The organism is Streptomyces sp. NPDC053665, from assembly GCF_055585285.1.
Map to the genome: position 1 here is coordinate 1195556 of NZ_JBVJKK010000001.1, position 22831 is coordinate 1218386.

At 72.0% G+C, this 22831-nt stretch carries 18 protein-coding genes and 2 pseudogenes; 9 read left to right on the forward strand and 11 right to left on the reverse strand.

Going from position 1 to position 22831, the window contains the following annotated elements; translation table 11 throughout:
* Positions 1 to 172: 172 nt before the first annotated feature.
* Complete coding sequence (locus ACZ6ZN_RS05130) at positions 173 to 1429, forward strand: D-arabinono-1,4-lactone oxidase (protein ID WP_469643148.1); 1257 nt, start codon at positions 173 to 175, stop codon at positions 1427 to 1429.
* A gap of 40 nt (positions 1430 to 1469) precedes the next feature.
* Here ACZ6ZN_RS05130 and ACZ6ZN_RS05135 read toward each other — a convergent pair whose 3' ends face one another.
* Complete coding sequence (locus tag ACZ6ZN_RS05135) at positions 1470 to 1826, reverse strand: helix-turn-helix transcriptional regulator (RefSeq protein ID WP_398109625.1); 357 nt, start codon at positions 1824 to 1826, stop codon at positions 1470 to 1472.
* A 152-nt stretch (positions 1827 to 1978) separates the two neighbouring features.
* On the opposite strand from ACZ6ZN_RS05135, the gene ACZ6ZN_RS05140 reads away from it, so the two are divergent.
* The 3 genes from ACZ6ZN_RS05140 to ACZ6ZN_RS05150 all read left to right on the forward strand — a co-directional run bounded on the left by ACZ6ZN_RS05140 (position 1979) and on the right by ACZ6ZN_RS05150 (position 4535).
* Positions 1979 to 2467, forward strand: coding sequence for an STAS domain-containing protein (locus tag ACZ6ZN_RS05140; RefSeq protein WP_469643149.1), 489 nt, complete (start codon positions 1979 to 1981; stop codon positions 2465 to 2467).
* A 125-nt stretch (positions 2468 to 2592) separates the two neighbouring features.
* Positions 2593 to 3837, forward strand: coding sequence for an ROK family transcriptional regulator (locus tag ACZ6ZN_RS05145; RefSeq protein WP_469643151.1), 1245 nt, complete (start codon positions 2593 to 2595; stop codon positions 3835 to 3837).
* A gap of 125 nt (positions 3838 to 3962) precedes the next feature.
* Positions 3963 to 4535, forward strand: coding sequence for a TetR/AcrR family transcriptional regulator (locus tag ACZ6ZN_RS05150; RefSeq protein ID WP_398109628.1), 573 nt, complete (start codon positions 3963 to 3965; stop codon positions 4533 to 4535).
* A gap of 160 nt (positions 4536 to 4695) precedes the next feature.
* Here ACZ6ZN_RS05150 and ACZ6ZN_RS05155 read toward each other — a convergent pair whose 3' ends face one another.
* Entirely contained in the window at positions 4696 to 5790 is a 1095-nt protein-coding gene (locus ACZ6ZN_RS05155) for a glycoside hydrolase family 43 protein (RefSeq protein ID WP_469643153.1), read from the reverse strand.
* Between the two features lie 230 nt (positions 5791 to 6020).
* Positions 6021 to 7130, reverse strand: a complete 1110-nt coding sequence (locus ACZ6ZN_RS05160; RefSeq protein ID WP_469643155.1) for an aminoglycoside phosphotransferase family protein — start codon at positions 7128 to 7130, stop codon at positions 6021 to 6023.
* Positions 7131 to 7196: 66 nt separating this feature from the next.
* Between ACZ6ZN_RS05160 and mmuM the strand changes: the two genes are divergently transcribed.
* Positions 7197 to 8111, forward strand: coding sequence for a homocysteine S-methyltransferase (mmuM, locus tag ACZ6ZN_RS05165; RefSeq protein WP_469643157.1), 915 nt, complete (start codon positions 7197 to 7199; stop codon positions 8109 to 8111).
* A gap of 172 nt (positions 8112 to 8283) precedes the next feature.
* Positions 8284 to 9306 carry a GNAT family N-acetyltransferase gene (locus ACZ6ZN_RS05170; RefSeq protein WP_469643159.1) on the forward strand — a complete coding sequence of 341 codons (1023 nt, stop codon included), beginning with the start codon at positions 8284 to 8286 and terminating at the stop codon, positions 9304 to 9306.
* Here the strand turns inward: ACZ6ZN_RS05170 and ACZ6ZN_RS05175 are convergent.
* The 6 genes and pseudogenes from ACZ6ZN_RS05175 to ACZ6ZN_RS05200 form a co-directional block, all read right to left on the reverse strand.
* Positions 9229 to 10836, reverse strand: a complete 1608-nt coding sequence (locus ACZ6ZN_RS05175; protein ID WP_469643161.1) for a carboxylesterase/lipase family protein — start codon at positions 10834 to 10836, stop codon at positions 9229 to 9231. The two genes, ACZ6ZN_RS05170 and ACZ6ZN_RS05175, sit on opposite strands and share 78 nt — an antisense overlap.
* 530 nt (positions 10837 to 11366) lie before the next feature.
* Positions 11367 to 11744, reverse strand: a pseudogene (locus ACZ6ZN_RS05180) (N-acetyltransferase); the annotation flags it as partial.
* A pseudogene (locus ACZ6ZN_RS05185) lies at positions 11740 to 12087 on the reverse strand (transposase); the annotation flags it as partial. The pseudogenes ACZ6ZN_RS05185 and ACZ6ZN_RS05180, both read right to left, overlap by 5 nt.
* Before the next feature lie 131 nt (positions 12088 to 12218).
* On the reverse strand, positions 12219 to 12719 hold the full coding sequence (locus ACZ6ZN_RS05190; RefSeq protein WP_469643163.1) for a hypothetical protein: 501 nt from the start codon (positions 12717 to 12719) through the stop codon (positions 12219 to 12221).
* A gap of 537 nt (positions 12720 to 13256) precedes the next feature.
* Positions 13257 to 13772: a hypothetical protein gene (locus ACZ6ZN_RS05195; protein WP_469643165.1), complete on the reverse strand. Its 516-nt coding sequence runs from the start codon at positions 13770 to 13772 to the stop codon at positions 13257 to 13259.
* A complete protein-coding gene (locus ACZ6ZN_RS05200) occupies positions 13769 to 17593 on the reverse strand; it encodes a polymorphic toxin-type HINT domain-containing protein (protein ID WP_469643167.1) in 3825 nt (1274 codons plus the stop codon). The genes ACZ6ZN_RS05195 and ACZ6ZN_RS05200 overlap by 4 nt, the downstream gene beginning before the upstream one ends.
* Before the next feature lie 447 nt (positions 17594 to 18040).
* Between ACZ6ZN_RS05200 and ACZ6ZN_RS05205 the strand changes: the two genes are divergently transcribed.
* A complete protein-coding gene (locus ACZ6ZN_RS05205) occupies positions 18041 to 18523 on the forward strand; it encodes a hypothetical protein (RefSeq protein WP_451877865.1) in 483 nt (160 codons plus the stop codon).
* A gap of 73 nt (positions 18524 to 18596) precedes the next feature.
* Positions 18597 to 20822, forward strand: a complete 2226-nt coding sequence (locus ACZ6ZN_RS05210) for a trypsin-like serine protease (RefSeq protein ID WP_469643170.1) — start codon at positions 18597 to 18599, stop codon at positions 20820 to 20822.
* A gap of 145 nt (positions 20823 to 20967) precedes the next feature.
* Here the strand turns inward: ACZ6ZN_RS05210 and ACZ6ZN_RS05215 are convergent, their stop codons facing one another.
* Complete coding sequence (locus ACZ6ZN_RS05215) at positions 20968 to 21627, reverse strand: ThuA domain-containing protein (RefSeq protein WP_469643172.1); 660 nt, start codon at positions 21625 to 21627, stop codon at positions 20968 to 20970.
* 118 nt (positions 21628 to 21745) lie between these two features.
* On the opposite strand from ACZ6ZN_RS05215, the gene ACZ6ZN_RS05220 reads away from it, so the two are divergent.
* Positions 21746 to 22159 (forward strand): VOC family protein, encoded by a 414-nt coding sequence (locus ACZ6ZN_RS05220; RefSeq protein ID WP_398109640.1) that lies wholly within the window; start codon positions 21746 to 21748, stop codon positions 22157 to 22159.
* On the opposite strand, the gene ACZ6ZN_RS05225 is transcribed toward ACZ6ZN_RS05220, so the two are convergent.
* The gene (locus ACZ6ZN_RS05225; protein ID WP_469643175.1) at positions 22130 to 22819 is read right to left on the reverse strand and encodes a helix-turn-helix domain-containing protein; all 690 of its coding nucleotides are present in this window, start codon (positions 22817 to 22819) and stop codon (positions 22130 to 22132) included. The two genes, ACZ6ZN_RS05220 and ACZ6ZN_RS05225, sit on opposite strands and share 30 nt — an antisense overlap.
* Between the last annotated feature and the right edge of the window lie 12 nt (positions 22820 to 22831).

The window sequence follows — 22831 nt, forward strand, 5'->3', positions numbered from 1 at the left end:
TTCCGGCTCGGGGGCGTCGCGACCGCGGCCTTCCGATAGCCGGGGCGGAAACCGCTTCCTGCGGGGTGACCACGGTAGGGCCGGCCGGGGGCGGCGGCAATCGGACGCGCGTCCGGGGTAGGTTCCGGCGGGGGCTTCCCGGCCCCCTGCTGCCTCGGGGAAGGACGACGCGATGAACGGGACCGTGACCAACTGGGCGGGCAACATCACCTACGCGGCACAGGAGCTGCACCGGCCGGGGTCGCTCGACGCGCTGCGGGCGCTGGTCGCGGACAGCGACCGGGTGCGGGTGCTGGGCAGCGGGCACTCGTTCAACCGGATCGCCGAGCCGGGCGCCGACGGCGTGCTGCTGTCGCTCGCCGCCCTGCCGCCGGAGGTGGACGTCGACACCGCGGCCCGCACCGTCCGCGTCGGCGGCGGCGTGCGCTACGCCGAACTGGCCCGTCGCGTGCACGGGCACGGACTCGCCCTGCCCAACATGGCGTCCCTGCCGCACATCTCCGTGGCCGGGTCGGTCGCCACCGGCACCCATGGCTCGGGGGTGCTCAACGGCCCGCTCTCCGCGCCCGTGCGCGAGGTGGAGCTGGTCACCGCCGACGGCTCGGCGGTGACCATAGGCCGGGACGAGGAGCGCTTCGGCGGCGCCGTCACCTCACTGGGGGCGCTCGGGGTCGTCACCGCGCTCACCCTGGACCTGGAACCGGCCTACGAGGTGGAGCAGCACGTCTTCACCGAACTGCCCTTCCGGGGCATGGACGCGGGCACCTTCGAGACGGTGATGGCGACGGGGTACAGCGTCAGCCTCTTCACCGACTGGCGGGAGCCGGGCTTCCGCCAGGTGTGGCTCAAGCGGCGCACCGACCAGCCGCTGCCCGCGTTCCCGTGGGCCGCGCCCGCGACCGCGAAGATGCACCCGGTGCCGGGCATGCCGGCGGTCAACTGCACCGAGCAGTTCGGCACGCCGGGGCCGTGGCACGAGCGACTGCCGCACTTCCGGGCCGAGTTCATGCCGAGCAGCGGGGCGGAGCTGCAGTCGGAGTACCTGCTGCCGCGCGGGCACGCCGTGGAGATGCTGCACGCGCTCGACGCGATCCGGGAGGACGTCGCGCCGGTGCTGCAGACCTGCGAGGTGCGCACGGTCGCCGGGGACGACCAGTGGCTGAGCCCCTCCCACGGCCGGGACACGGTCGCGGTCCACTTCACCTGGGTCGACGACACCCCGGCGGTGCTGCCGGTGGTGCGGCGCGTGGAGGAGGCACTGGCCCCCTTCGCGGCGCGGCCGCACTGGGGGAAGGTGTTCACCCTCCCCGCGTCCGCCCTGAGCGGGCTGTACCCGCGGATGGCCGACTTCCGGGCCCTGGCCCACGAGCTGGACCCGCGGGGGACGTTCGCCAACGCCTTCGTACGGGAGGTGCTCGCCGGGGACTAGAACCCCGCGGTCCGGACGAGGCCGGCCGTGGGGCTCCGGCTCAGGCGGTGGCGTGCGGGCGGTCGCCGGAGGCCGGGACCGTGCCGCGGTCGGCCTCGTCCTGGACCAGCAGGGACAGCAGCGAGGCCACGGTCACGCCCAGGCCCGCCTCGGCCGGGTGGCGCAGCCTCTTGGCGGGGTCGATCCGGTACGTGTTGGTGCGCCCCTCCCGGGTGTGGGAGAGGTATCCGTCCTGTTCCAGGTCGGCGATGATCTTCTGCACGGCCCGCTCGGTGAGCCGGCAATGGGCCGCTATGTCCCGGATGCGGGCGCTGTGGTTGTCGGCGATGGCCGCCAGCACACGCGCGTGGTTGGTGAGGAACGTCCATCCGGTGTGAGGCTCGGGCACTCCATCCATGCTCCTACTCTAGCGACCGGACATTCACGCACTCAAAAACACGCACTCTGTTTCATGTATTGGTTGACGCATGTGCCACGACCGGGCACCCTGTCAGCGGAGACGAGGCGAGCGGAAGGGAGAACGAGGCCATGCCGGAACCTGCGTACGCTGTGCGACCCCCCACCCGGCCGGCCGTCGCGGAGGCGGCGGACGCCGGCACGCGGGCGACCCTCCCCGCCTGTGCGGCGGACCTGGCCGTCACCGTGGACGGCGACCGGACGACCGTGAGCCTGCGCGGCGAGCTGGACCTGGGCGCCCACCGGCTCCTGCCCGAGCTGACCGGCGTGCTCGACGTCTCGGGCAGCGGAATCGACCTGCGGCTGGAGGCCGTCGGGTTCATCGACTGCGCCGGGCTGTACGTGCTCCAGGTCCTGCGCGAGCGCGCGCGGGAACGGGGCCGGACGGTGACCGTCCGCTCCAGCAGCCCCGCGGTCGAGCGACTGCTCACCCTGACGGGCACCCGCCCCCTGTTCGCCGGCCCGGAGCGGGACGCGGACCGCCCCGCACCCCTGCCGCGGATCGTCCGGCCGGCGGACGGCGCCCTGCGGCCGGCGCAGCCGGTGCGGTCCGCCGGCGCGCTGATCGCGACCTCCGCCTGACCTCCGGCCCGACTTCGTCAAGCCCCTTTCCGAAGCCCTTGTCGAACGTCATCGCACGCCCATAGTCTTGCGCCGCGCCGGTGCCGATCCGACCCGCCCGGCCCGGAGGGGGGTGGGGCAACCCGGTGAAGCGCACGTCACGCGACATCCGCACCGCGAACCGCTGCGAAGTGCTGCGCCGGATCATCGCCGACTCGCCCACTTCCCGCCAGGAGCTGGCCGCCGCCACGGGGCTGAGCCTGGCCACGGTCGCCACCCTCGTCGGCGAGCTGCTCGACCTCCGCATGATCACCGAGGTCGGGTTCGAGGACTCGGCGGGCGGCCGCCCCCGGGGCCTGGTCGCGGTCGACACCTCGGGCGGCGCGCTCGTCGGCGTCGACGTCGCCGAGACGTACGTCCACGCCGAGCTGTTCGACCTGGGACTGAACGTGCTGGCCCGGGCCGAGGAGGACGTCCGGCCCGGTGAGGCCCGGCCCGAGCAGGTGGTCGCCCGGGTGGCCGCCGCCGTCGGCTCGGTGGTCGCCAGGGCCGGGGTGGAGGACACCCGTGTGCTCGGGGCCGGGGTGAGCGTCCCGGGGCAGGTGGACCCGGCCACGGGCGTCTGCGCGTACGCGCCCGACTGGGACTGGCACGACGTACCGCTGCGCGACCTGCTCTCCGAGCGCCTGGCGTACCCGCTCCACCTGGACAACCCGCTGCGGGCCGCCGCGGTGGCCGAGCTGTGGTCCGGGGCCGCACGCGGACGCGGGAACGCCGTGGTGGTCGGCCTCGGTACCGGCGTGGGCGCGGGTCTCGTCCTGGGCGGCGGGCTGCACCGGGGCGTGAGCAACAGCGCCGGCGAGTGGGGCCACACCACGATGGTCCTGAACGGGCGCCGGTGCCGGTGCGGCGACCGCGGCTGCGTCGAGGCGTACGTGGGCGCCCGGGGCATCATGCTGCACCTGCGTGAACTCGCCCCGGACAGCCCGCTGCTGCACCCCGGGGACCAGACCGCGACCCTCGACGCGCTGGCCCGCGGGCTCGCCTCGGGCGATCCGGTGGCACGCCGGGTCGTCGAGGAGACCGCCCGCTACCTGGGCGCCGGAGTCGCCGATCTGGTCAACCTGTTCAACCCGGAGGTCGTCGTGCTGAGCAGCTGGGTGGCCCGCACGCTGGGCGAACCGCTGCTGCACGCGGTGCGCGAGGCGGTGACCCGGCACGCGTTGCCGCGGCCGCTGGCGTCCACCAGGATCGTCCTCTCCCCGATCCCGACGGACCCGGTGTGCCTGGGCGCGGCGACGTTCGCCCTCGAAGGGGCGCTGGAGACGGCGGGGCAGCGGCACCACCGCCGGTCGCTTCCCGGTAGCCGCAGCACCGCCCCGTCGCCGTAGAGGCGTCGGCGGCGCCCGGGGGGCGACTGCCCGCCCGCCGAGCGCGCCGGCCGCGTACTACGCTCGTCCCCCGGCTGCGCCCGCAGCCGCCGAGGACCGCCCCGAGAGGTCATCCCGACACGCCCATGCCCAGAGCCGGCCTCACCCCCGACCGCCTCGTCGCGGCCGCAGCCGACCTCGCCGACGAGGCGGGCTTCGAGCACGTCACCCTCTCCGCGCTGGCCCGCCGCTTCGGGGTGCGGGACGCGAGCCTGTACACCCACGTGCGGAGCCTCAAGGACCTGCGCGTCCGCATGGCGCTCCTGGCCGGCGGCGAGATGATCGACCGCATCGCGGCGGCCGTCGAGGGCCGCGAGCCCGGCCGCGACACCCTCGGCGCCTTCGCCGCCGCCTACCGCGCGTACGCCCTGCACCACCCCGGGCGCTACGCGGCCACCCAGATCGCCCTCGACCCCGAACTCGTCGCCGACTCCCCCGCGATGCGCCGCACGGCCGACGTCACCTACGGCATGCTCCGCGCCTACGGCCTGCGGGAGCCCGACCTCACCGACGCCGTACGTCTGCTGCGCAGCACCTTCCACGGCTACTGCGCCCTGGAGTCCACCGGGGCCTTCGGCGCGCCCCGGGACGTCCAGGCCTCCTGGGACCGCGCGATCGACGCCCTGCACGTCCTGCTCGGCAACTGGCCCCGCGCCTGAGGTCCGCGGCCCGGCCGCCCGTGCACGGGGCGGGGCCTGGGGCGCCCCGGTTCCGGTCGGGGCGCCCCAGGGGCTCGATCCACCGGCCCGGGTTCCCCCGTTGCGGGGCCCTACTCCCTTTGCGGCCACCGCAGTTGACGGCAGCGCGGGGCGTGGCCGCTCAGTCGTCCGCCGCGGCCGTGTCGGCGACGGGGATGCCGAAGTCGGGTGTGCCGTCCGCCTTCCAGCCGAGCCGCTGGATGCGGGTGTGGCGGTTGGGGTCGTTCAGCGGGTCGCCCTCGATCTCCTTGTACTGGCGGGCGTGGTAGACGAGGACGTCGGTGCGGCCGTCCTCGGCGACGGTGAAGCAGTTGTGGCCCGGGCCGTACTGCTTCGTCGTGTCGTTGCTGGTGAAGACGGGAACGGGCGACTTGGACCAGCTCGCGGGGTCCAGGAGGTCACTGCGGGCGTCGGCGGTCAGCAGCCCCACGCAGTAGTGCGAGTCGGTGGCGCTGGCCGAATAGGTCAGGAACAGGCGGCCGTTGCGCCGGAGGACGTAGGGGCCCTCGTTGACCTTGAAGCCGATGCACTCCCAGTCGTACTCGGGGGTGGACAGGCGCACCTGCGGGCCTTCGAGGGTCCAGGGGTTCGCCATCGCCGACAGGAAGACGCCGGTGTTGCTGTCCGTGCCGGGTTCGTGCTGGGCCCAGGCCAGGTAGCGCCGGCCCCGGTGGGTGAAGGTGGTGGCGTCCAGGGAGAACGTCTCCCAGGCGGTCCTCACCTGCCCCTTCTCCACCCAGGTGCCCTGGAAGGGGTCGGGGTGGGCGTTCTCCAGCACCCAGATGCGAATGGCCCACACGTCCTCGGCGGGGGCGGAGGCGAAGTAGATGTACCACCTGCCGCCGATGCGGTGCAGTTCGGGCGCCCAGATGTGGGCGCCCATGGGGCCGGTGGGGTGGGCGCGCCAGAGGACCGACTCGGCGGCGGTGCCCAGTCCGGCCAGGGTGCGGGAGCGGCGCAGGACGATGCGGTCGTACTCGGGCACGGTGGCGGTGAAGTAGTAGGAGCCGTCGGTGTGCCGGTGGATGTGCGGGTCGGCGCGGTGGCGGACGAGGGGGTTGGCGAAGGGTGCGGGCTTCGGCCCTCGGGCCGGGGCGGCCGCGGCGGTGCCGGGAAGGACGGGTACGGCGGCCAGGGCACCGGCGGCCGCGGCGCCCAGCAGCAGGCTTCTGCGGCTGGGGGGTTCGGGCAGAGCGTGGTCGCGTGCGCGGCTCATGTGGGGGTCTGCCTCTCGCTGGGGGGACCGGGGCGACGGCCGTACACGACACGGCGCCGCACCGGAGCGGTGTTCGGTGTTCGGTGTTCGGTGGTGTTCGGTGGGTCGAACAGCATCTGTCATGCCGAACGAGGGAAAGGTAAGGGGGTGACCCCAACAGGTCAACGTTTCCGACGAGACGAACCGGGACGGGCCCCGAGGGGACCGTCACCGCGTGGGGCCCCTCGGGGTCAGCGGCCGCTGGGGGCCTGGGGGAATCCGAGCTGTGGCGCCAGGATGCGGGCCTCGGCCGCATGTTCGGCCACGTGTGCGAGGACCGGGCTCAGTTCACGGTGACCCGAGCGGGGCGCGGCCGGGCGGGGGCCGCCGTCGTCCGCCCGGGCGGCGTCCGTCCGCGTCAGCAGGGCCGCGGCGAGCCCTTCGTACCGCACCACCGACGCGCACACGCCGAGCCGGACGAGGTGTTCGTCGCCCCGCCAGCCGCTGGTGCGCAGACCGTGCAGGTAGGCGTCGTACGCCGTCTTGGCGAGTCCCGGGAGTCCGGCGGCGGGCAGGCTCAGGCCGAGGACGCACTCGGGCAGGTAGGTGCCGAGGTCCTCGCCCAGGGCGCCGTCGCCGGCGAAGGACCAGTCCAGCAGGACGCTCGCGCCGGCGCCGTCCCCGGCAAGGTGCGTCGGCCGGTGGTCGAGGTGGGAGAACGCGCGGGGCAGCGACTCCATGACGGTGAGGAACCACGCACGGTCGTGCCGCAGGCGGACCAGGTCCTCGCGCAGACCGGGCGTGACGTGCTCCCGGACGAGGGGGTGCCGCCACGCCTCGTCGTCGAGCAGTGCCCCGCCGGCCGCCGGGTCCGAGGTGTGGTCGCGCAGGCAGCGCTGCGACAGCCAGGGGGCGTCCTCCCCCGCACCCACCGCTCCCTGGGCCACCCCGAGACGGTGGGCGTGGTCGGCGTGCCGGGCCGGGGACCAGGCCGTCGCGGGCTCCCCGCGGACGTCCTCCAGCCACAACGCGACGTCGCCGTCCGGGCGTTCGACGCACTCCAGCAGCCGTGGCGCCCGGACGCCGTACGGCTGCCAGACGCGGACGAGGCCGGAGCGGTGCAGCCAGGCCTCGCGGCGCCAGAAGTGCCGGTGTCGGGGGTCGTTCGACGCGGACCAGGCGACGCCCGTCTCCCGCGTCCGGCTCAGCACCTTCAAGAGCGCCGACCGCTCGCCCCCGGTGACCCGCCACATCGCGGCCCCGGCCCCGTCGCGCCGGGTGAGCGGTTCGAACACCGCCCGGTCGGCGGAGACTCCCAGGACCTCACGTACTTCGGCATGTGCGGCAGCGACCTCGGGCATCCCCCGATGCTATGCCGCCGCCTCCGTCGCGTCCCCGCCTCCCCTCGGTGGACTACCGTCGTCCGCATGAGCGTCTCCCCCACCCTGGCCGAAGCCCTCGCCGACGGGACGGTGGTGCTCGACGGCGGCCTGTCCAACCAGCTGGAGTCGGCCGGGCACGACCTGGGCGACGAGCTGTGGTCGGCCCGGCTGCTCGCCGAGTGCCCCGAGGCGGTCACCGAGGCGCACCTGGCCTACTTCCGGGCGGGCGCGGACGTGGCGATCACCGCCGGCTACCAGGCGACGTTCGAGGGTTTCGCCCGGCGCGGGATCGATCGTGACCGGGCGGCCGGGCTCATGACGCTGAGCGTGGAGGCGGCCCGGGAGGCGGCCCGCCGGGCGGGCGTCCCCCGCCCGCTGTGGGTGGCGGCCTCGGCCGGCCCGTACGGGGCGATGCTGGCCGACGGCTCCGAGTACCGGGGCCGGTACGGCCTCACGGTCGACGCGCTGGAGCGCTTCCACCGCCCGCGCCTGGAGGTCCTGGCCGCGGCCGACCCGGACGTGCTGGCACTGGAGACCGTCCCGGACACGGACGAGGCCGCGGCCCTGCTGCGGGCGGTGCGCGGCCTCGGGGTGCCGGCCTGGCTGACGTACTCCGTCGCGGGCGGGCGCACCCGGGCCGGCCAGTCGCTGGAGCGGGCCTTCGCCCTGGCCGCGGACGCGGAGGAGCTGATCGCGGTGGGGGTGAACTGCTGCGCGCCGCAGGACGTGGAGGCCGCCGCCGCGACCGCGGCCCGGGTCACCGGAAAGCCGGTCGTCGTCTACCCCAACAGCGGCGAGACGTGGGACGCCGGGGCCCGCGCCTGGACCGGCCGTGCCACGTTCACCCCGGAGCGGGTGCGGTCCTGGCGGCGGGCGGGCGCCCGTCTGATCGGCGGCTGCTGCCGCGTGGGCCCGCAGGCGATCGTGGGGATCGCGGAGGCGGTGCGGGCACCGGCCTGACGGGGACCCGCACCGGCCGGGCCCGCACCGGCCGGGGCGGCTGACCTGCGTGTTCACGGTGCTCCCGCGCCCGTGGAGGCACTCGCCCGGCGGACTCGCCGGCAGGACGGGCCGGGGACGGCGGACCGGCGCCCTGTCGACAGGGCGGCACGGGCGGCGCAGGATGCGGTACGTGTCCGATCTTCCGCCCGCGGGGCCGCCCGCTTCCGTGGAACTGCCCGCCGGTTACCGGGGCCGACCGGTGACCACGGGTGACGCCGCCGCGATCCACGCCCTGGTGGCCGGCTGTGAGCGCGCCTTGTACGGCCACGCCGGCACCGGCGCCCTCCCCGCCGATCCGGCCCCGCCCGGTCCGGACCCGCTCCGCGACACCCTGCTCGTGCGGGACGCGACGGGGGCACCGGCCGGCTGGGGGTGGGTGCACGGCGGGCTCCGCAGTGGCGTCGACGTGCACCCCGGCCACCGCGGGCGGGGGCTGGGCAGCGCCCTGCTCTCCTGGGCTGAGGCCCGGGCCCTCGCCTCGGGCGGCGCCCGCCTGGTGCAGTCGCTGCCCGACGCCGACACGGCGGCGGCCCGGCTGCTGCGGTCCCGCGGCTACGCGCCCTTCGTCACCGAGTGGCTGCTGCAGATCGCGCTGCCCACCGAACCCGAGGTGCCCGAGGCGCCGGCGGGCGTCACCGTACGGCCGTTCCGGCCCGGTGACGAGCGGGCGGCGCACCGGCTCACCGAGGACGCCTTCGCCGCGTGGCAGAAGCGGCGCAAGCCGTACGCCGAGTGGGCCCGGCTCACCGTGGACCGCACGGACTTCGCCCCGGCCCTGTCCTGCGTGGCGCACGCCGGCGGCCGGCTGGTCGGGGTGGTGCTGGCGCTGGACGTCCCCGGCTCCGGCGAGGGCTACATCGACCGGGTCGCCGTCCGGCGGGACCACCGGGGCCGTGGCCTCGCGCGCGTGCTGCTGCGGGAGTCGTTCCGCGCGATGCACCGGCGGGGCGCGCGCTCCTGCGTCCTGTGGACCCACTCGGCGGCGGGCGCCCTGCCGCTGTACGAACGCCTGGGCATGACGGTCCGCCGCAGTTCCACGGTCTACGGCGTGCACCTCACCGAGGAGACGGCGGGGTCAGCCGTGGCGCCGCAGCGCCCCGGTCCGGCGCAACCGCCTGACGACGGCCCGCAGTTCGGCGCGGCGCGCGGGTGATACGTCGGCGGTCTCCGGGGCGGCCGGGGGTCCGGCGGGGGGCGTGACGGCGTCGCGCGCCCACAGCGCCAGCTCGCGGTCGCGCGGGCCGTGCGCGGTGTAGGCCACGGAGTCGGCCGCCTCCGGTGCGCCGTCCCCGAACACCCGCACCGGGTGCGCGGGGTTCCAGCGCTCCCACCCCGGGTCGCCCTGCGCGGCGAACCGCACCCACGCCCCGTGCATCGCGTCGGCCAGTTCCTGCGGCGCGCCGTCGCCCGCCAGTTTCCGGGACTCGGGGACGTCCCCGGTGTCGAAGACGAAGCCGAGTTCCAGGGCGTGGCAGGCGCCGAGCCCGGGCAGGGACGAGGGCCAGGCGAACTCGTAGACGTACGACGGTTCCGGGCGGGCGTCGGCCAGGTGGTGCAGGGGGATGCGCAGCAGGTGGTCGGTGACGAGCTGGCCGACGATCTCCGCCGCCCCGGCGCGAGGGTGCAGGGCACGGTAGCCGCGGGGCACCTCGCTGCCGCAGTGGCAGCGGGCCATGGCTCCGGCGAGGGCGACCGTGCCGAGCCGGTCGACACGTTCGAGCAGGCCGCCCGGGACCAGCCAGAGCCGGTACTCGTCGCGGGTCCAGCCCATCAGGAGTCCGACGCCCGGTGCGGCGCCGTCGAGGAGCGCTTCCCTCGGGTCGCGCGGGACGACGTCGCCGTCGACGACGAGACCGAAGGCGGGGCCGCCGATCACGGGGCTGCTGAGCCGGCCCACCTCGGCCTGGGTGCGCAGCAGCAGGTCGCGGTCGACGGCGGCGAACGCGGCGGCGGTGGCGGGGGTCTTCAGCCGGGTGGCCATCCGGCGCACCATCCGCCGGACCTTGGCGCGGTCGGACACCTCGGGGGGCCCGCTCTGCAGGATCGCCCGCCGGACCAGGCCCTGGGTCTGCGGGGCGGCGAGGAGGGCGCCGACGCTGATCGCGCCCGCGGACTGGCCGGCCAGGGTGATGCGGCCGGGGTCGCCGCCGAAAGCCTCGATGGTGTCGTGCACCCAGGTCAAGGCGGCGATCTGGTCGCGCAGGCCGGGGTTCGGGGGCGCGTCGGGGAAGAGCCCGTAACCCTCGATGCCGAGGCGGTAGTTGACGGACACGAGGACGACGCCGTCGCGGGCGAAGGCGTGGCCGTCGTAGACGGGGACCGCGGAGGAGCCGCGGGTCAGGGCGCCGCCGTGCAGCCAGACGAGGACGGGCAGACGCGCTGCGGGGGACGGGTCGGGCGTCCACACGTTGAGGTTGAGGCAGTCGTCGCCGGGGATCACCGGGTCGGCCAGGTACTGGGCGAAGGCGTCGGAGTACGGGGGTTTCGGCGCGGTGGGGCCGAAGGCGCCGGCGTCGCGGACACCCTCCCACGGCGGGGCGGGGGCGGGGGGCAGGAAGCGGCGGGGGCCGACGGGCGCCGCCGCGTACGGGATGCCGCGGAACACCGCGACTCCGCGCTCGAACCGCCCTCGCACGGCCCCGCCGGGGGTACGCACCACGGGATCGGACCGGACTGCCGTCATGGGTGAACCAGCCTCCTCACCGCGCTCCTGTGCACCGTGAAGATCAGAGCACCTCATTGTCGTCCGGTATTCCGGCGCCCGGGGTGGTGGGGCGGGCCGTTCGGGTGAGGCAGCGTACTCGATGGAGCGCGCCACGAGGCCCTCCGAGAGGTAGGAGGGCCTCGCCGAACCGCTAAGCGAGGTCCGCCAGCCATTCCCAGTCACCAGGCCTCGACCGCAAGCGACTGATCACCTGCTCGAGGCACTCACTCAGGCCGGAAGACGCAGCGCGGATGAGTCCCTGCTCACCCAGTCCGGGGCCCGACATCACCAGCGTCCAGGGCTCGGTTCCTTCTGCCATCCTCTCGTGGTCCACCTTCATCAAATACTCGCAACGCAGCACTGCGACACCAAGGCCTCCTGATGCGCGGTGATTCGATACCAGCGAGCTGTTCAAGAGGCCCTCCTCGCATGCACCGAGCACCCGACGACTTCCCATTCGAGGCGTCTGTTCGATCACCAAGTCCCAAGAGCATGACGACAGCAGCTGCTTACGCGTCGGGATGTTCCGGCAGGGCGAGCCAGTCCGACCAGGAGATCTCGCGGCCGAGGAAGCGTGGCTCCTCGAACGGCCAGTCGGCGGCGATCCACTGCGGCACCAGCGTGTCGAGGGCTTGCTCGACCTTGCTGCCCACCAGCTCGTCCACCACCCACCAGGAGATCTCGCCGTCGGCGCCGTCCCTCTCCGGCGGGTCGATGTAGACGCAGCCGAGCAGAGCTGTCTCCGCCGCGTCGAACAACGCGTAGTTGAAAGACTGGTGTGCGGCGATCTCCTTCTCGTGCCGCAACAGGTCGGCCTGGTCGGCCTCGTAGGTCATGGTGGCCGCGGGCCAGCCCCAGGCCGGGCCGAAGATGGTCCACAGCCGCTCTGGTCGGCGCGTCGGGGCGGAGCCAGTTGTTGACGTCGACGGCGAGGACCAGACGCCCGTCGGCAGCCCGTGGCATCGGCAGACCGGCCAGCACCTGCCGCAGCCGGGGCACGTCCACGTTCCCGTGGTTCAGCGCCTCGTACCTCGCGCCGTGCCCGCGCCGGTGCTCGGCCACCAGCGTCAGATCCACGGGCGAGGTCACCGGACCGTCCGCGCACAGCAACGCGTCCACGAGCTCGAACAGTTCGTCCCCGCGTGCGGTCAGACAGTCGAATAAGTCCTCCCGGAAGCGTGACGCTTGCGCGAACGCCTCCGCCGGAACAGCATCAGGCAGCAGACTCACCTTTACGGCCTTCGTACTGGTCAAGTGCCTCTCTGGTCGGAGCACATGATCGTGCGGAGGCCGTCCGCACGTCCGCCAAACAGCGGAAGCAGAGATCAAGTTCGAGTGATGTTCGGACGCTGGTAAGCAGGTCAGGCGGCAACCAGTGAGGCGTGGATCCGGCTGATGGCACGCAGGATCTCGTCTCGGTTCTTCGCCCTCTTGATCCATACCGGAAGACGGGCCACCAAGGTCATCTTCTGTCCGGTGTCGTACCAGGGCGCTCGTTCCCGCAGCGACGCCTGGACGAAACGACGGATCAAGTCGAGATGTTCGAGGTTGTACGCCCACAACCACCCGTGCCGGGTCTTGACCTGGAGCCACAGCGGCATACCGAAGTACGGATCCGTCGCTGGTTGAGCTGTGCCGGCAGAGAGCGTGACAAGGCGGCCGCTCCACACCCGCGACAGTCCGCAGCCATGACAGACCAGGCGCCGCGGCGTGAACAGAATCCGCCCCCCAGGACTGGCGTCTTCGGGCGCCGGAACGACACGGGCGGCCTTCTCACAACCGGGGCACCGCACCATGATCAAGGCGATGAAGTCGTACTCGGTGCTGCGCGGGTCTCGGAACCGAGCAGAGAACGTGGGCATGCGGTGAGTATGCAACTGCCGTGCACAACAGCGCATCCCGATTCGACCGCTCCTGCTCAGGGCCCGCCAGCCACCCTGCCAGGGCCAGACGGAGGTTGAAGAACAAGCTCAGCCGAGCCTCTCGGCCCCCAGGCCATCTTCGGGGGCCGAAGCCGATGCCCTCACCCGGCCAAACGACTCCTCACCCAACATCACGATGGCTGCATGGGCGGGGTGCGGTGCGGGCCCGCTCGGGCCGACTGGCGGGTGTTCGGCTTCTGACCCCAGGAGGCCTCCGCCAGGGGCACCCCGGCATGGCCGTTTTGCGTGTACGGACCGGGTGGACAGGCCTTCTGGAGTGACCGTGCTGGTCGCAGCATCAACGACCGGCTGTGACCGACACCGCCCCGCCGGGCGTGGGTGGGCTTGCGCCCCCATCGGTGCACGTCATCAGCGGCTCACGTGTGGATGTGGCGCGCAGGCAGTTCCGGCGAGGGAGGAAAAAGCAACGAACCGCGGCTCGCCAAGAAGAGACCTGGCGAGCCGCTTTCTGCGCCGCTATGCGGTACCGGTGGAGGCCGATTGCAGCAACGTGCAGTCTGAGTTCCACGACGGTAGATCATGCCGGACCTGATCGAGGTCGTGTCCGGGATAGCTTGGTGGCGCTGCGGGAATTCCGTGGGCCTCCAGGAGATAGAACTCCGCGCTCATTCCGCTGATGGAAGCTTCGCCGTCCGGGAAGAACTCCACTTCCATTCGGAATGCGCCGTTGTCGACCCTGAAGGGTCGGCTGGACGTGACCGAGAACGCCATCAGATTTTTATCCTGAGGTGTTCCGCTCCAGCGGAACGACTGTAGTCCGCGAACCACGAGGAGTGCAGCGTTACCCGTGGGGTAGAACAACGCACCGCGCATGTCGAAAAGGAGCGCCGCTCGGTTCGCAGTCGGGCACACTCTGCAGTCGAGCAGTTGGGCGTCGTCCAGAGCGTCGGGTTCCTTCAGCGGGTCCCAGCCAATGGGCTCCGGGGCCGGTTGGTACCTCTGGGACGTGAAAAGTTCTTCTGTCTGTGTCATGGGATCGGTATGTGCCAGTAGGGGTCGGACTTGGTGGGAGTCTTGCCGGTCATGGGATGGATCACCTGGCCGGCTTCGTTCAGATAGTTGATGTATCCGTTGGGGTATGGGTGTGGACCGCTGGTCACCGGATCCATGACGCGAACGTATTTGACAGACTTGTGGAAGCCGGCAGCCACGGCCTCGGTAGGCTTGATGTCATAGATCCATCCCTTGAGGTTGTTGGCCGTTGCCACGGCCTTTCGCCCCTTCGGGAGCCAGAGCTTTTCGCCCTGAGGGCCGACGATGTCGGCGATCAGGCACCTGCTGTTGTGGACCAGGACCGGGGTGTCCCCCGCGAGGACATAGTACGAGTGCAGGTCCGCGACAGTGAGGTTGTACGTCCGCGCGTGATGGTAGAAGGACCGGTTCGAGTGCACGGTGACCGTGTCGCCGACGTCGGTCCTGAGTGTCATGCCCGGCTCGAGGATGGCTGCCTCGAGCCACTTGCCCGCAGATGGCGACCAGAACGGGTGGTCGACGGTCGCGGTCAGCTTCTGCTCGCCACGCGATGTTGAGACGGTCAGTTCGGAGAAGTACTTGTCGTCGTCAGTGACGATGAGGTCGGTGACCTTGCGGGGACCTGTCCGCTGTGTCACAGGGTCCGTGGCCAGTACCTCGTCGCCGACCTGGAGGGACTCGATGAGCTTCACCGAATGGTCGGCCATCAGGACCTTGGTGCCTGCCAGGAAGCACTCGGCGCACTTCTGAGCCGCGCGCGCGGCGCGGCTGCTGTCGACCGCTCCCTCGACGCCCTCGAGACTCTTCTTGAGCAGCTTGAGCTTGCCGACGGGCAGGAAGCTCATGGCGGCGACGACGCATTTGCCCAGGGTGGGGTTCTTCGCGCAGTCCTTGGCGTCGTTCAGACCGAGGACCTCCCAGGCGGCTTCCTTGATGGTGGGGTCGATCGTGGGGAACACGAGTTCATGGCCGGCCATGGCGCACGGAGGGAGACTGTCCCGGTTCATCGGGATGTAGCACTTGGGCTTGCTCTCCCGTTCCTTCTTGCGCTTCTCCGCGGCAATGCGACGGGCTTCGGCCTCTTCCGCCTCACGCTTTTCGACCACGTCGTCCCAGGCCGCTGCCGCGTCCTTCTTGGCCTCGCTGGCGCTCTTGCCCGCAGCCAGTGCATCGGCGTGCGCCCGGTCGCTGGCCTCCTTGGCCTGGTAGGCGGACGTGCGCGCGTACGCGGCGGAGAACTCCGCCTGGGCCGCTGACTCCTCGGCAGCAGCGGAATCCTGGTTCGCGCGGTCAGCGGCAGCGCGTGCGGTGGTAGCGGAGGCCTTGGCGCGTTTGGCGCTGGTCTCGGCCCGGTCGGCGGCAGCGTCAGCGTCGGTGGCGTACTCCGACGCCTGCTTGGCGCTGTCCGCGGCGTCCTTCTTGGCCTTCTCGGCGTCCTCGGCTGCATCCTTGGCCTCAGCAGCAGCTTGCGCTGCCAGGGCAGCGTTCTTGCGCGCCGTGGCGGCTGTCTTCTGCCCTTCGGCGATGAGCCGTTCGACTTGGGCGACATGAACGTGCGCAAGCGCGTCCTTCTGTGCGGCCATGTACTGGCCTGCCTCGACGAAGCGGTGAACTTCGTCGGCGGGTCCGGCCAGCGCAATCTTCGCTGCCGACCTGACCTCAGGGCCACCCTCGTTGAACAGCTGTGTGGTGGTCACTCGTTCGTCGGCCTGCTGGGCGGTATGGCGCCCCTTGCTCAGGAAGCCGACGAGGGCTTGAGGGCTACCGTCTTCCAGTGCCTTCCTTGCGTCTTCCTTGACGCCGGGCCCACCGTCGTTGGCCAGCTTGGTGACGGCGACGCGGTAGTCGGCGTTGGCGGCCTGGTGCTGACCAGTGGTGTAGAAGTCGCGAATCTGCTGGTCGGTCCCCTTGAGGGCCTCGGTAGCGGCTGTGCGTACGGCCTCATAGGGACTGCTGGAAGCGAGGTCAGCGACCTGTTGGCGGGTTTCATCGGTCACGGCCTGGTTCCAGCCGGTGCGCAGATAGTCGATGACATCGGCGTCCGTACCAGACAGAGCTTGGGCGGCCGCGCTCTGGCGCCAGGAGCCGAAGTACGACATCGTCCTCAAGGCGACCGCACGGCCTTGAGCGGCGAGTGCAGCTTGGTCAACGTCTGGCTTGTCGACCTTGGCTGCCAGGGCTTGAGTGTCGTCCACGATCGCCTGGCCCTCGACCACCGACCGGGATATGTCGACGGTGAAGGTGTCGGCGCTGGCCTTCTTGGTCATGGCGGCCTCGACGCCGGCGTTCGTACGGGTGGTGAGGTCTTCGGTCTCCACTTCCCGCGCGATGGTGAAGGTCTTCTTCGCGGTCGCCACTGCCTTGGTGGCGGTGTCGGCAGCGGCCTTGGCGGCTGCGGCCTGCTTGGTGGCTTCAGCTGCCTGATCGGCGGCTTCGCCGGCGTTGTCGGCGGCGGATTCGGCTGCTATCGCTGCGTTCTTGGCATGGGTGGCGGCTGAGTTGGCCGCGTCACGGGCTTCTCGTGCGGCCGCGGCTGAGGTGCGGGCCAGAGATTCGGCCGCGTTGGCGGCGCGGTTGGCCTCGGCGGCATGCCGGCGGGTCTCGGCAGCGGCCGCTCGTGCCTCGGCGGCGGAACCTCCCGCAGCAACAGCGTAGTCAGCTGCCTGATCCGCAGCTGCAGCCGCCTTGTTGGCGTTTCCCGTCGCGCTGCGGGAAGCAGCCACGGCATCTGCAGCCGCGATCGACGCCTTGGCAGCCTGCTCCGCGGCCTGGGCAGATTTCTTGGCGAGTTCGCCGGCCTTGGTCGCTTCGGCGGCGCGATCGCGGGCTGCCTGCGCCTTGCTGCGGTCCTTGCTCGCTGCGTACGCCGCGTTCGAAGCGCGGCTCGCCGCTTCCGCCGCTGCCGCTGCCGCGTTGGCGGTCTGGGCCGCAGCCAGCGATGCCCTGCGAGCAGAGCGGTTGGCCGCATTGGCTGCACCGATAGCCTGCTGTGCCGCTTCAGCAGCGGCCCGGGCCGCGTTGGCGGCCTGCTTTGCCTTCAGCGAGGCGCGGTCGGCGTCGTTCTTCGCCGCTTGCGTCTCTTTGGCTGCCTTCTCGGCAGCCTGCTGGGCCAGCTCGGCGGCGGCAATGGCCTTACCTGACGCTTCCTCAGCCTTATCAGTCGCGTCTTCGGCCTGCTTGCCGGCCTTCTCGGCCTGCTTGACCAACTGTTCGATCGTGGCATGTTCCTGGTCGCGGTTACGCGCCACGAACTGGCCGACCTCGAGGAACTCGACGAGGTCGTCGGGAGTGCCCTGCAACGCCAGCTTGGCGGCGGCCTTGACGTTGGGGCCACCAGAGTTGTAGAGCTTGGTGACTTCGACCCGGTCGTCTGCCTGCTGCGCTTTGTACTGGCCCACTTCCAGGAACTGTTTGACGTCCGCGGAGGTGCCTTGCAGCGCCGCTTTGCCTGCGTCCTGGACCCCGGGGCCACCGAAGTTCACGACGCGGGCAGCCTCGACACGCTGGTCCTGTGCGTGCGCTGCCTTCCAGCCCTCGTCCAGGAACGCCTCGACATCGGCCGGTGTGCCTGCCAGCGCCGTCTTGGCAGCCTGGCGTACGCCTGGTCCGCCAGCGTTGACTACGCGGGACAGGTCTACCCGGTCATCGACTTCCTGGATGGCGAGCGCGTCGCTGAGAAACTGCCGGATGTCATCGTCGCTCCCCAGAAGGGCCTTCTCGGCCGCTTCCTTGATACCGGCACCGCCGTTGAGCCAGTAACCGACTACGAGGCCCCGGTTGGCGGGCGATGTCTCGGTGTCCGCAGCAGTGGCCGGGGACATGCCCAGGAGAGTGGCCGTCAAAGTGGCGGACATCACGGTGGCACAGGCGACTTGTCGGCCGGACCGACGCGCCCTTCCATTCGGCTGAGAGTTGGAATTTCGCCCCGGTCGTACGGAGCGCGGTGGTCGTTTCACCTAAGGGGTCCTTCGTCGATCAAAACCGCACGCCAGCGAAGTGCCGCTTGCAAATCACCAGGGCACACGGTGCCATTTCACGGTTCATCATGGGATCTGCGCCGCAGCGGGGCTCAGTGGATGTCGAGAGGTCAACTCGACTGCTGGACAGCGCCCTTACCGGCCCGTAGCGATCTGAGTAGCTTGCAGCGGTTGATCTTACATGTGCTTTACTTCCGCTCTACGCAGCGGACACTTCTCCTTCACTTGTGTGATCCGCAACACTCCATCCGAGAGGCATCCATGGCCATATCCCCTGCCCGAAGGACACTCATGGGTGGCCTGACAGCGGCCCTCGTCGCCGGCCTCGGCGCCGCCGCCCTGGTCTTTGCGCAGTCCGCGCCCGCCGCCCCTGGCGACACCACCACCGATATCCCGAGCCTGGTCGAGGACTTCGACCATCCCGGTGCCGCACGCGCGCAGCAGGAGCGCGGCGTCACGTTGAAGCGTGGGGACGGTCACATCTGGCTGACCGACGTGACCGACCTGGGCCAGTGCAGCGATGCCTCGAACATCGCGATCGAGACCCGCAGTGGCATCTTCTGCTTCAAGACGAACGCCAAGTCGGGCTACCTGACTCTGCAACTGCCCGACACCTTCAGCATCTGGACCCAGGAACGCCCGGTGAAGGCCACGTTGACCGCCGAGGGCAAGGACACCGTGGTGAACGCGCCCGCCAACGAGCTGACCCCGGTCGGAGAGTCCGGCGACAGCGGCCAGCGGTCGGTCCTCGTCGAGCTTCGCGTCACCGGCTGACGCCGGCAGCCCCCGAGCATCACACGTGTGCGCACCGCCGGTGTGCACCACCGAACCTTCAGGAACCCTCAACGTGTCTCACATACGCCCCCGCGTCGCCGCGACGAGCGCCCTGGTCGCAGCCGGCGTCGTGTCCGGTGCGCTCACCGGCACCCCCGCACAAGCCGTCACCGGTGATCGCGTCCCAGCGACGGCCTACGCCTACACCGCCCAGATCACCGTCGGCGACCATGACCGCGGCTGCTCCGCCGTTCTCGTCGACGCCGAATGGCTGATGACGGCCGGCAGTTGCTTCTCCGACTCCGGCTCCGCAGTGCCTTCCGGCGCTCCGAGCACCAAGACCACTGCTGTCGTCGGCCCCTCCGAGCTGTCCAGCAGTCACATCCCGGACACCCGGCGCCAGGTCGTCGAACTGGTACCGCGGACCGACCGCGACGTGGTCCTGGCCCGACTGAGCCGGCCCGTCACCAAGGCCACCCCGATCGCTCTGGCCTCCACGGCGCCGGTGGCCGGTGAAGAGCTGAGGTTCGCAGGATACGGGCGTACCGCAGCCGAGTGGTCTCCGCTCAGCCTGCACACCGGCGTCTACACCGTGAACTCCGCGAACGTCACCACTGCCGGCGTCACCGGAAAGGCCGGCGCGTCCGCGTGTGCGGGCGACGCGGGCGGCCCGGTCGTACGCGAAGCGGGCGGCACGGCCACCCTCGTCGGACTCAGCAGCCAGTCCTACCAGGGCGGTTGCTTCGGAGCCGACCCGGCCGAGAGCCGCACCGACGGTGTCGTCGCCCGTGTCGACGATCTGGGCACATGGGTGACCTCCACCGCCAACGCTCCCCGCATCACTGACTTCAACTGCGACGGCACCGAGGACATCGCCATCGCGGACCCCAAGGCTGCAGTCGGCGGCGTCGACGGCGCGGGGGCCGTTCGAGTCGTCTACGGCGGGAGCAAGGGCACGGCCTCCATCGACCAGAACCTGGACTGGGTGCCCGGCGATGCCGAGGCCGGTGACTGGTTCGGCGAGACCCTGGAAACCACCGACCACAATCAGGACGGCTGCACCGACCTGGTCATCGGCACCCCGTCGGAAGACATCGGCAACAAGGCCGACGCAGGCGTCGTCGATGTCGTCTACGGCGGCCCGCGCGGCCTGGGCACCAACTCGGTGAAGAACACCCGCTTCGAGCAGAACACCGGCTCCGGCTCCCTCGGTGCCTCCACTCCGGAAACCGGTGACCGCATGGGCCAGGCACTGGCGGCAGGGGCCACCGCCTCCGGGGAACCGTTCCTGGTGATCGGCGCGCCCGGTGAGGCCATCGGTTCCGTGCAGAAGGCCGGCATGGTCTTCTACGTCCGGGACAGCACCAGTATCGGCATCACGACCGCCAACGTCGGCATCGACCAGGACAGCACGGGCGTGCCCGGCTCCGTGGAGGCCAACGACGGCTTCGGTGGCGCCGTCGCGGCCGACGCCAACCGCATCGCCATCGGCGCCCCCGGGGAAGCCATCGGCGATGACGCCAACGCCGGCAACGTGGCGGTCTTCTCCCACAAGCTCACCAGCGAGAAGCGGCCCACGCCGCTGTTCGGTCTCGACCAGGACCTGGACAAGGTTTCCGGCGGATCCGAAGCCGGTGACCAGTTCGGCAAGTCACTCGCCCTGGTCCCCTACCGCCCCTCCGGAGCCGCTGCGGCAACCGACTCCATTCTCGCCGTCGGAGCGCCGGGCGAGGACTTGGACATCGACGGCACCGACAAGACCGACGCCGGCAACGTGATCACGTTCCGGCTCCCCGCAGCCGGCGGCTACAGCCAGCTGAACGTGTACAGCTCGGGCAGCGCCTCGGACGACATCACCGGCACCTCGGAAAGCGGGGACCGCTTCGGTCAGACCCTGACCGCCGTCAACACCTCCCCTCGCACGGTAGGCACCGCAGCGACCATGAAGCTGGCGGTCGGCGCGCCCGGTGAGGCCGTCGGCACCGCCTCCAAGGCCGGCGCCATCACCACGTTCTCGCTCCTCGGCGCACCCGGCTCCAGCGACCGGTGGGTCGAGGCGGGCACCTCCGGCATCCCCGGACCGGCAGGCAGTGACCAGCAGCTCGGCGCCAGCATCCACTTCACCCCGAGCACGCTCTACGTCGGCATGCCCTACGGCCCGAAGGCCAAGGGCCTGCTCCACCTCCTGCCCCTGTCGAACGTGATCGCCGGCGGCAGCAACACCGCCATCACCACCCACGAGCCCGGCCAGGGCGGGCTGCCCGCCACCGGCTCGCGCTTCGGCTACGCCGCCCGCTGACACACCCGCACGCGGCCGGGCATGAGCAACGTCCCGAAGGGCCCAGCCCTTTCGGGGCGTTGCTGCATCGCAGGCGCGTCGAAGTGCGGTCTGACGGACCTGTCCCGCCCGGCCGAGGACCACGTCGACGGTCCGACGGACTCGGTCATCCCCTCCCGGGCTCCGGGCGGGCCGCCCAGGTGATGCCGCCCAGGAGGTGGGCGCGGAAGGCCGGATCGTCGTAGATCTCGGCGGCGTGGCCGAGGGCCGTGTAGAAGACGCGGCCGCGGCCGTGGTCGTGGCACCAGGCCAGGGGGTGGTCGGCGCCCATGCCGCCGCCCTCGTAGGAGGACTCGTCGGCGGACAGCAGGACGTGGACGCGCCCGCGCGGGTTGGTGCGGAAGTCGTACCACTCGTCGGTGACGTCCCAGACGGCGGGCAGGTGCCGGGTCGCCGGGTGGTCGCGGTCCTCGACCACGGCCCGGCCTGGCTGGTAGCGGGGGTGGCGGGCGAACCGGGCGCCCAGCAACTCGCCGTACCGGGGCCACCCGTACTCCGTGCAGGCCGCCGCGTGCACGCCCACGAAGGCGCCGCCCGACCCCACGTACGCGGCCAGTGCCCGCCGGCCGGCGGGGGTGAGGATGTCGCCGCTGGTGGAGAGGAAGACGACGGCCGCGTAGCCGTCCAGCGGCTGTTCGAGGGCGGCCGGGTCCTCGGTGGCGTGGACCTCGAAGCCGCCGAGGGCGCGCAGGGCGGCGACGCCGGCCGGGATGGAGTTGTGCCGGTAGTCGGTGGTGCGGGTGTGGACGAGCAGTCGGGGGGCCATGGCACCCGAACCTAGAAGACGCGGGGGCGTCCCCGCACGGCGCGGGAGCGGCCGGGGCGCGCCGGGCGGTGTCCGTTTCCTTCAAGACCGCCGTCGCGGGCCTGCCTACGGTGGGCCCATGACTGCACGATTCGACGCCATCGGGATGGTGGTCTCCGACCTGGCCGCCTCCGTCGCCTTCTACCGCCGGCTCGGGTTCGCCTTCCCGCCGGACGCGGACGGCCGGCCGCACACCGAGGCCGAACTGCCGGGCGGGCTGCGCCTGATGCTCGACACCGAGGAGACGGTCCGCTCGTTCCTGCCCGGGTGGCGACCGCCCACGGGCGGGGGCCGCACGTCGCTGGCCCTGCGCTGCGAGGCGCCCGGCGAGGTGGACGCGCTGTTCGAGGAGCTGACCGGCGCCGGGTACCACGGCGAGCTCGAGCCCTGGGACGCCTTCTGGGGCCAGCGGTACGCCGTCGTGCTCGACCCGGACGGCAATGGCGTGGACCTGTTCGCGCCGCTACCCGCCGCCGGCGAGCAGCGCGCCTAGCGGCAGGCCCGTGAACTCCCGGACATCACGCGCCAGATGGGCCTGGTCGGCGTAGCCGGCCCGGGCGGCCGTGTCCGCGAGGGGCACCCCTCCCCGGGCCAGCGCCAGGGCGCGGCGCAACCGCAGGATGCGGGCCAGGGTCTTGGGACCGTAGCCGAAGGCCGCGAGCGAGCGGCGGTGCAACCGCCGGGCCCCGATGCCGAGTTCGTCGGCGGTGGCGGCGACGGGACGGCCCGCGGCCAGGGCGGCGACGACCTGCCGCAGCAGCGGGTCCGGGGGGCCGGCGTGGGCCGCGCGGGCCAGGGCCGCCTCCTCCAGGCCGCTCGCCGGGTCCGCGGCGGCGTTCACCAGGTCCGTGAGGTGCCGCACCCGCGGGGCCGGCCACAGCTCGGCGAGGGCCACCCGGCGGTCGCACACCTCGTGCGCGGGCACCCCCAGGAGCGCGGGCGCGGTGCCCGGGTGGAAGCGGACGCCCGCCCAGCCGCCGGGTTCGCCGGCGGTGAGGTGCGCACGGGTGTCCGGACCGGCGACCAGCAGCCGCCCGTCGTGCCAGAGCAGGTCCATGCATCCGTCGGGCAGGACGCGCGTCGCACCGCCGGCGGCCGGGGTGTTCGTCCACACCACCGCTCCGGCCAGGCGGGAGGGGCGCTCGGCGTACACGTGACGAGCCTA